Consider the following 8,636-nt stretch of genomic DNA (forward strand, 5'->3'; position numbering starts at 1 on the left):
CTTATAAGAAGTATAGGTAAAATAATCAATCCTAAAAGTATTTTTATAACTGATAGTTTATATTCATACAAAACCTTGTCTTCCTATTGCAAGCTTAATCATATAGCCATTCCAAAGGGAAAGCATAGTTTCAAAGGTTTTAACATTCAAAAAATAAATAGTGTTCATAGCAATATAAAAAGATTTATTTCAGTTTACAGAGGTGTTTCCACTAAATACTTAGCTAATTATTTATCCTTATTTAAATATATTTTTGATAAAATTCAGGAATATCCGTTATTTATACAGGGTAGACATCCTTATAAAATCAAGAATTTTAAAGGCCGTCCACCTATATTTGAATAGCTAGTTTTATTTATCACTCTATTTCATAATTGAGCCAAAAATTATTAGATATGCAGAATGATTTAAGAAATAGCCAGGATATTTTAAGGATATTAAGAGAATCATTAGATCAAAATGAAGTGGATAAGGCTAGAAGTTTAATAGGAACTTTGCCAAGTTATATATCACAGTTAAATGAGTTAAAAGAAGGAAGTCAAAAAATTTCTGATGGTATAAATGAATATGGAAGTGAGGCTATAGATAAGCTTTATAATAAGGGCAATGATGGCTTAAATGCTTTAGATGAATTAAGTGAAGCAAAGGATGAAATTGTGAAGTCTTCTAAAGAGTATGGTTGCTTCTCAGGGAAAGATGATAGTATGAAGGGCAGTACTAAATTTATAATGAAAACTAAAGAAATTAAATATGAAACTCCAAAAGAAGAGACTCCAAAAGAAGACTCAGAAGAAAAAACTGGGTTCTTAGCATGGCTTAAGAGACTTCTAGGATTAGAATAGTATAAAAAATGCTATTACAGCTATATAACTGTAATAGCATCTTTTTTATATTTTATCATCTGTTATTAAGTAACCTATTTTAGGTTCATTGTTATTAAGTCCTATTATAAAAAGAGTATGACTTGTATCAGATTTTATTTTAATGTTACCTATATATTTCTTAAAGGAAGAGTCATAATCATTTGTCATTAAAAAACTATATAGTTCTGGCTTTAAAGGATAGAAACCAGTAGTTTCTAAATACTCAACACTATTAAATAGTGGAGTTTTATTATCAGCTAGTGATAAATTTAGTAAAGGAGAATTAGGTGAAAGATTAATAAACCTCAAAAAAGATGAACTAGAAGTATTAGTTGGAGGATTATCTTTTAAAACAAAAACTGTAAGTTTCCCTCCAAGAAGTACGGCATTTAAAGTTAATGTTTCATTAGGTACTATTTCGTAACTATCAGAAAATAATGGGTTTGTTGTATTCCCAGTTTCGTATATATCAAATTTATGTTTTCCTGGAGAAATATTATTATAGGAAGTTATTTCTGAAAAGCTTAAATCAGATGCTATTTTATTTCCATCTACATATACATCTACAGAATTAGCACCAGCAGCTGCATGTAAAACTCTTATTTTAGCATTCATATCTGGAAGAGAATCTCTAAATAAAAACATAATTTAATCACCAGCTTTCTTGCAATAACGTAGTGATAATTTAATAATTTTTCTAATTACAGCCTTAGCAATAGGACATGGAATTTTATATTTCTCTGTAAGCATAGCTATTATTTCAGGATCCTTTTCTTGAAGCTTTGAATATATCTTATCGATACGCTTATCTGTACAATGTCTACATAAATCTGTGTCTTCGTCTAAATCAGCAAAGTAATTTCTAAGGACATCACTTATATCTTCACTTCTATTAGAGGAGTTAGAATTAAAATTATAAGTACCACTAGCTGGTGCATTTGGAGTTAAGTTGCTACTTGAAGTGTTTGAATAGCCCATATTGCTCATATTATCTAAATTACTCATGCTACCTGGATTAGATGAATAACCTGAGGTATTTGAATAGCTCATATTACTCATATTATCTAAATTATTCATACTACCAGAATTGGCTGAATAACCAGAAGTATTTGAATATCCTGTATTACTCATACTACCAGGATTAGCTGAATAACCCATATTACTCATATTATCAGAGTTACTTATAGTGCCAGGATTAGCTGAATAATCTGAAGTATTTGAATAGCCCATATTACTCATGTAACCTGAATTATTGGTACTGCCTTCATTACCTGTATAATCCATATAATTAGAGGTATCTATTACATAGCTTGGCTTATTAGTATTGTCTGTATTATTCATATATCCCATATAACCTGAGCCATTCATATTATTCATATCACTTGTATTATTCATATTAGATTTATTATAGGAATAAAGATTTTCTAAGTTATCACTGCTAGAATAGCTGCTATTAGTTAGCTTAGGCTGACTATAATTTATGTTGTCGTTAGCATTACTATATATGTTTGAAATATCAGGAAGCATATTAGAAGTCATAGTAGGAGAACCTAATTTATTAAAAGAAAATACCGGTATCCATCCAATAGGCATCATAGAAGTCATAAATGGCGATTTAAAAGGAACTAAGTTTAAGTCGTCAGAAGAATAGCTGTTAATATCCTTGTAGTTTTTATCTGAGTCCATATAATTACCCCCAAAAAAGTTAATTTATTATAAATATATGTTTTGCGCATAATCTTGTTACTTTTAAGTATATGTTTATATATTGTTTAATATAACTATAGAACCATAGGATGGTCTTAAGAATACTATATATAGGGAGGAGATGTTTATGGAGGATAATATGGATTCTGTTATTCATAATTTGATGGCTGGAATAGATTTAGAAGTAGATATTTTGAATAATAAAAAAACTAAATTCGTAAATTTTGATAATGCAGCAACAACACCACCTTTTAAATCCGTAATTAATTATATAAAAAAGCTTAGTGAATATTATGGGTCTATAGGGAGAGGTGCCGGTCATAAATCTGAAATAACAACAAGACTTTATTATGAGTCAAAGGAATACCTTTTGGATTTCTTTAATATTAGAGAAAAAGAAAAATATACTGTAATATACGTAAGTAATACTACAGATGGAATAAATAAATTATCAAGAATTATAGCTCATAATGATGAAGATGTTATTTTGGCAACTAGGATGGAACATCATTCAAATGATCTTCCATGGAGAAGACACTGGAAGGTTGATTATATTGAAGTAGATGAACTTGGAAGACTAAAAATAGATGAATATGAAGAAAAATTAAAATCATATAATGGTAGAGTAAAGTATGTTACAGTAACAGGAGCTTCAAATGTTACTGGTTATAAAAATGACATACATTATATAGCAAAAATAGCACACAAATATAACGCTAAAATTATAGTAGATGGTGCACAGCTTGTTCCCCATGAAAAGGTAGATATGTGGTCTGAAAATGAAGATGAAAGAATTGATTTTTTAATTTTTTCAGCACATAAGTTATATGCTCCCTTTGGTGGAGGAGCAATAATTGGCCTAAAAAAAGTATTTGATGATAATTTTCCTGATAATGAGGGTGGAGGAACTGTTGAATTTGTAATGGATAAGAATATAGAATATCTAAAATCTCCAGAGAGAGATGAAGCAGGAAGCCCTAATTTTTTTGGGACAGTTGCAATTTCAAAAGCACTTATGGAAATGGACAAAATAGGTTATGAAAAAATATCAGAAAGAGAAAAATTATTAAGGGATACACTTTTTGATGGTTTAGTGTCAATACCTAAGATTATTAATTATGGTGATATGAAAAATAGAGAAGATAGGCTTGGAATTGGAGTATTTAATATACAATCAGTTTATCATCATGATGCTGCAGAATTACTAGCAAAAATGTATGGTATATCAGTAAGGCAAGGATGGTTTTGTGCACATCCATATTGTAGAAGGCTTATGCATATATCGGAAAAATCAGCAAGTGCTTTTATCCATGATAATAATGAAAGAATGCCAGGAATGATACGAGTAAGCTTTGGAATATACAATGAAATTCAAGAAGTAGAATACTTTTTAAATATTATTAATGATATAGTGAAGAAAATATAATAATTTTGAGGAAGTATATTTTGTGAATAGGCAATGTGAAAGATGTAAATTTAGAATCGATACAAGAGATATATTAAAAAAAGAGTCAAAGGATAAGATAATATGTCCTAACTGTGGAAGAACATTAGTAGCAACAAAATTAAGTAAGACTTTAGCCTTTTCAGTTTTTATAATGTTTTTTTTAGTTTTTCTATTACTGCCTATAAATTTTATTTATATTACTATAGTAGAAATAGTATGGAGTTTTATAACTTACAATATTTTACCAGCACTTTTATATGAATATGAGGAAATAAAAGAAGACGTAGAAAAATAATTCTACGTCTTTTTTAGGTAATTTTAATGGTTTATTTAGTAAATACTTTATACTTAGGAACATTATCATAAGTGAATAAAGTAGGAACTCCTTCTAATAGTGGTTTGAAATATTCATATGCTTCTTCTGTAACATGATTTTTTGATGAATTAATCCAATTTACAGGGAAGTATTTTACGTGATTTGCAACTTTTGAAGCTTCAACAAATTCGTATGTAACTTCATATGGAGAATTACTTAATCTCTTTATAGCAATCATACATCCGTTATATTTATCAGATGCTAATTCTAAAGCTTTATATCCAGCTTCATAAGCTTCTGTAACATCAACCTTAGAAGCACAGTGCATTGCACATCTTTGTAATATTCCAAGCTCTAATGATTTAACTCTTGATGTAATTCCAGCATTAATTATAGCTTGTTTTAAAAATTGACCTACGCCTCCAAGTTGTGCGTGACCAAACTTATCTTGAGCTGAAGATTCCATCTCAGTAACAAATTTTCCGTTTTTATCTCTGATTCCTTCAGAAACAACAATGAAAACTTGGTTTTGTTCTATAAATTTAGCTTTTACATCCCTTAAGAAATCTTCTATATCAAAATCAACTTCAGGAAGATAAATAAAATCTGCTACAGGTCTTCCTTGGTATTTAGCCATACATGAAGAAGCAGCAAGCCATCCTGCATCTCTTCCCATAGTTTCAACTATAAAAATACCATTATTAATATATACTGATGAATCTAAATATGCTTCAAGAGTTGTTGTAGCTATAAATTTAGCTGCACTTCCAAAGCCTGGTGTATGATCAGTATACATTAAGTCGTTATCTATTGTTTTTGGAATACCTATGAAGTTTATATCTAAAGAATTTTTTTTAGCATATCTTCCAAGCTTTGCTGTGGTATCCATAGAATCATTTCCACCAATATAGAAGAATGTTTTTATGTCTAATTTTTTAAGTATGTCTAATAGTCTGTCATATTCTTCTGTTGAAGTTTCTAGGTCTTTCATTTTATATCTACATGATCCTAGACCAGAAGATGGTGTGTATAAAAATGTATCAATATCTGAATCTGGCATAGAGGATAAATCAATGATGTTTTCATTTAGAATACCTTCAATACCATTTATTCCGCCATAAACTTTATCGTATTTTTTTAACTCCTTATTTGCTTTTAATAACCCAACTACACTTGAATTAATTACAGATGTAGGACCACCTGATTGTGCTACTATACAATTTGCCATGTTTGACTCCTTTAATACATTATATTTAATAAAAAATGTTTAAATATGCTATACAATTTAAACTAACTATCTACTCTATTTAAGAGTATACAACAAAAATGTGGAATAATAAAGACTAAAAAATGAACATATACATATAAAAATATTCTTTTACGATAAAAAAATAAAATAGAGGTGAAAGTAATGAGTATTTTTAAGGTTTTTCTTATAGGTATAGCATTAGCGATGGATGCTTTTGGAGTTTCTTTAAGCGTAGGAGTTACTGATGGAATAAAAAGAAAACAAAAAATATTATATATAATGTCATTTGCTTTTTTTCAGTTTTTATTAATTTTCTTAGGAGCAGTGGCAGGACGTTATGTAAACACATATTTAGTACCAATCTCAAATACCTTTGGAGGAATAGCAGTAGGAATTATAGGAGTCTTAATGATTATTGATGGACTTAAAGAAAGAGAGGAATCTATTTTAACTAAAAATTCAATGATACTTATTTTAGGTATATCAGTTAGTATTGATGCCATTGTTGTAGGTTTTACCACATTTATTGGGATTCAAGGAATACTTCTTCTTTTTGTAGAATCTATATTTGTAGGGCTTATTACTTTATTTATGTGCACTTTAGCATTTTTTATATGCAGATATATAAAGAAGATAAGTTTTGTAAAAAAGTATGCTAACCTTTTAGGAGGAATAGCATTAATTATTTTTTCAATAAATATGATATTTTTTTAGAAAACACTTTCTTTAAATGTGCTATAATTATGATATTCCATAAGATTTTATGTAGGTGGTATTAATGAATTTTGAAAATGTACTTAAAAATAATAATTTAAAAGTTACAAAAGGAAGAAAAGCTGTATTAGAGGTTTTAGCAAAATCAGATAAGAGCTTAGGAGTTGAAACCATATTTAATAAATGTAGAGAAATGGGGATAATCATAAATCTTAGTACAGTATATAGATCTGTAGAAATGTTTGAAGAGAAGGGTATTATCGATAAATTTATAGGTAATGATGGTATTTCTACTTATAAATTAAAAGGAGAGGAACATAGGCATATGCTTCAGTGTAGTATATGTAATAAAAAAGTTGAAGTTCCATGTCCCATGAGACAGGTAGAAGAAATGGTGGAAAATGAAACTGGTTTTGTTTTAACAGAGCATAATTTAATTATGAAAGGTGTCTGTGAAGAGTGTAGACATAGAAAAAAGTCATAATAAAAAAGAACCCGTAAAGTATACAGGTTCTTATTTTTTAAAGTTTTTTATTGTAAGTGTTAAGATAAGTACTATTACCGATGTTACTGCAATGGTACCTCCAGGTGCAGTATCTCCATAGTATGATAAAACTAGTCCTAACATAATATCTATTATTCCGAATAACACTGATAAAAATAATGTTTTATTAAAACTCTTTTTTAGTTGCATAGAAGTGGCAACTGGAACTACAATAATTGATGATACAACTAGTATTCCCATAATTTGAATAGATAATGAAATTGTTGCAGCTACTAATATATTAAATAGATAATTAATAAGATTAACAGAAATTCCTGCTGTTCTAGCACCATCTTCATCGAAGATAACATAAATAAGTTTATTGTATATAAATGCTAGTAATAGTAAGCAGATTATTCCTACAATAAGAATAATAAATAAATCACTTCTTGAAACTGTAAGTATACTTCCAAAAAGAATGGAATTTACCTTTGCAGTTGTTTTTCCTGAACTTATTAGTATTATTGCTATTCCAAGGCTTAAAGTAAGAATTATGGACATTACAAGTTCAGCATATTTTTTGAAATAATTTCTTAAAAATTCAATTAAAATTGCACATATGGTTGTAAATAGGAATGATGAAAAGATAGGGTTTACCCCTAGTACAAGTCCTATTGCAACACCTGCAAAAGATGAATGTGAAAGAGTATCTCCAAGCATGGAATTACGTCTTAAAACAATAAATAATCCTATAACTGGACATAGGATTGAAATAATTAAACCTGCTAAAATAGCATTCGTCATAAATTCGTATTGAAACATTTTATGCACCTTCTAAATGTATATTCTCTTTAAATTTTTCTGTAGTATTTAAAGTGACATTTCCTTCCTTGACTTGTAGTATATGAGTAGAATACTTTACAGCAATATCTAAATTATGTTCAATAGATATAATTGTAGTATGATATTCTTTATTTAATAAGTTTAGAATTGAATAAATTTCTTTTTGGTTCTTGATATCTACTCCAGTAGAAGGTTCATCAAGAATTATTAAATCAGGATTTCCCATAAGTGCTCTTGCAATAAACACTCTTTGTTGTTGTCCTCCAGAAAGGTTTCCTATAAGACTATCTTTATGTTTTTCCATATTAACTTTTGTTAAAGCATCTTTTACTGAAGATTTTAAATCTAAATGAAGAGCTTTAGCGTGAGTTTTTAAAATTTCTGATACTGTAATTGGAAAATCAGAATTGAAGTTTTCTACTCTTTGAGGTACATATGAAACTTTTTTTGTATGTAAATCTATAGAGCCTGAGCTAGGCTTAAGTAAGCCTAAAATAAGTTTAATAAGTGTGGTTTTACAGCTTCCATTTTCACCTACAACAGATATATAAGCACCTTCAGGTATACTTAAGTTTATATTTTTTAAAACATAAGGTGAAGATTTATCATATCTGAAGTTTAAATCTGAAATCTTTATCACGTCATCAACTCCTAAAAACAAAACTATTTATATTATATACTTAATTGCAAATTATTTGCAACTAATTTATATATTAACTATAATAGTGCAAAAATGCTTGAATAATTTTACAACTGAATAAAATAAAAAAACATTTATGATAAATCTCTGTTATAATTAAGTTCCTACACAAAATTCAACAAGGAGATACATAAATGTTTCAGAACACAATTATATCAAACGAACCATCAATATACAAATTTTTTAATCAATTAAATTTTGATTTTTACTTAACAAATCCTCAGTTAAAGCATTTAGAAAATATCATGAATGCTATGATATCTAAAGGCTTTAATGGTAAGATTTCCGACATAGCGGAGCTTGCACCTGCAAG

General features: G+C 28.3%; 11 protein-coding genes. 6 read left to right on the forward strand and 5 right to left on the reverse strand.

The features are described from left to right. Positions 1–24 precede the first annotated feature (24 nt). Together BM384_RS12965 and BM384_RS12970 are read left to right on the forward strand one after the other, a co-directional pair. Complete coding sequence (locus BM384_RS12965) at positions 25–345, forward strand: transposase (RefSeq protein WP_347455076.1); 321 nt, start codon at positions 25–27, stop codon at positions 343–345. Positions 346–374: 29 nt separating this feature from the next. Continuing rightward, on the forward strand, positions 375–842 hold the full coding sequence (locus tag BM384_RS12970; RefSeq protein WP_207650723.1) for a hypothetical protein: 468 nt from the start codon (positions 375–377) through the stop codon (positions 840–842). A 45-nt stretch (positions 843–887) separates the two neighbouring features. Here BM384_RS12970 and BM384_RS12975 read toward each other — a convergent pair whose 3' ends face one another. Both BM384_RS12975 and BM384_RS12980 read right to left on the reverse strand, forming a co-directional pair. Then, positions 888–1,508, reverse strand: a complete 621-nt coding sequence (locus BM384_RS12975; RefSeq protein ID WP_090014226.1) for a DUF4397 domain-containing protein — start codon at positions 1,506–1,508, stop codon at positions 888–890. Between the two features lie 3 nt (positions 1,509–1,511). After that, complete coding sequence (locus BM384_RS12980; protein ID WP_090014228.1) at positions 1,512–2,549, reverse strand: dermokine domain-containing protein; 1,038 nt, start codon at positions 2,547–2,549, stop codon at positions 1,512–1,514. Positions 2,550–2,697: 148 nt separating this feature from the next. On the opposite strand from BM384_RS12980, the gene BM384_RS12985 reads away from it, so the two are divergent. Both BM384_RS12985 and BM384_RS12990 read left to right on the forward strand, forming a co-directional pair. Beyond that, complete coding sequence (locus tag BM384_RS12985) at positions 2,698–3,996, forward strand: aminotransferase class V-fold PLP-dependent enzyme (RefSeq protein WP_090014230.1); 1,299 nt, start codon at positions 2,698–2,700, stop codon at positions 3,994–3,996. A gap of 22 nt (positions 3,997–4,018) precedes the next feature. After that, entirely contained in the window at positions 4,019–4,312 is a 294-nt protein-coding gene (locus tag BM384_RS12990; protein ID WP_090014232.1) for a hypothetical protein, read from the forward strand. Positions 4,313–4,343: 31 nt separating this feature from the next. Here the strand turns inward: BM384_RS12990 and BM384_RS12995 are convergent, their stop codons facing one another. Beyond that, complete coding sequence (locus BM384_RS12995; RefSeq protein WP_090014234.1) at positions 4,344–5,561, reverse strand: 6-phosphofructokinase; 1,218 nt, start codon at positions 5,559–5,561, stop codon at positions 4,344–4,346. Between the two features lie 183 nt (positions 5,562–5,744). Between BM384_RS12995 and BM384_RS13000 the strand changes: the two genes are divergently transcribed. Together BM384_RS13000 and BM384_RS13005 are read left to right on the forward strand one after the other, a co-directional pair. After that, positions 5,745–6,296, forward strand: coding sequence for a manganese efflux pump MntP (locus tag BM384_RS13000; protein ID WP_090014236.1), 552 nt, complete (start codon positions 5,745–5,747; stop codon positions 6,294–6,296). A gap of 64 nt (positions 6,297–6,360) precedes the next feature. After that, positions 6,361–6,780, forward strand: a complete 420-nt coding sequence (locus BM384_RS13005) for a Fur family transcriptional regulator (RefSeq protein ID WP_090014238.1) — start codon at positions 6,361–6,363, stop codon at positions 6,778–6,780. 30 nt (positions 6,781–6,810) lie between these two features. Here BM384_RS13005 and BM384_RS13010 read toward each other — a convergent pair whose 3' ends face one another. Together BM384_RS13010 and BM384_RS13015 are read right to left on the reverse strand one after the other, a co-directional pair. After that, complete coding sequence (locus BM384_RS13010; RefSeq protein ID WP_090014240.1) at positions 6,811–7,602, reverse strand: metal ABC transporter permease; 792 nt, start codon at positions 7,600–7,602, stop codon at positions 6,811–6,813. Between the two features lies 1 nt (position 7,603). Beyond that, complete coding sequence (locus tag BM384_RS13015) at positions 7,604–8,263, reverse strand: metal ABC transporter ATP-binding protein (protein ID WP_090014241.1); 660 nt, start codon at positions 8,261–8,263, stop codon at positions 7,604–7,606. Positions 8,264–8,636 lie beyond the last annotated feature (373 nt).

The organism is Clostridium sp. DSM 8431, from assembly GCF_900116755.1.
Taxonomy (GTDB): Bacteria; Bacillota; Clostridia; order Clostridiales; family Clostridiaceae; genus Clostridium.

Coding starts and splice junctions, on each gene's coding strand:
- BM384_RS12975 (WP_090014226.1), bottom strand. CDS start 1,508: ATGTTTTTATTTAGAGATTCTCTTCCAGATATGAATGCTAAAATAAGA.
- BM384_RS12980 (WP_090014228.1), bottom strand. CDS start 2,549: ATGGACTCAGATAAAAACTACAAGGATATTAACAGCTATTCTTCTGAC.
- BM384_RS12985 (WP_090014230.1), top strand. CDS start 2,698: ATGGAGGATAATATGGATTCTGTTATTCATAATTTGATGGCTGGAATA.
- BM384_RS12995 (WP_090014234.1), bottom strand. CDS start 5,561: ATGGCAAATTGTATAGTAGCACAATCAGGTGGTCCTACATCTGTAATT.
- BM384_RS13000 (WP_090014236.1), top strand. CDS start 5,745: ATGAGTATTTTTAAGGTTTTTCTTATAGGTATAGCATTAGCGATGGAT.
- BM384_RS13005 (WP_090014238.1), top strand. CDS start 6,361: ATGAATTTTGAAAATGTACTTAAAAATAATAATTTAAAAGTTACAAAA.
- BM384_RS13010 (WP_090014240.1), bottom strand. CDS start 7,602: ATGTTTCAATACGAATTTATGACGAATGCTATTTTAGCAGGTTTAATT.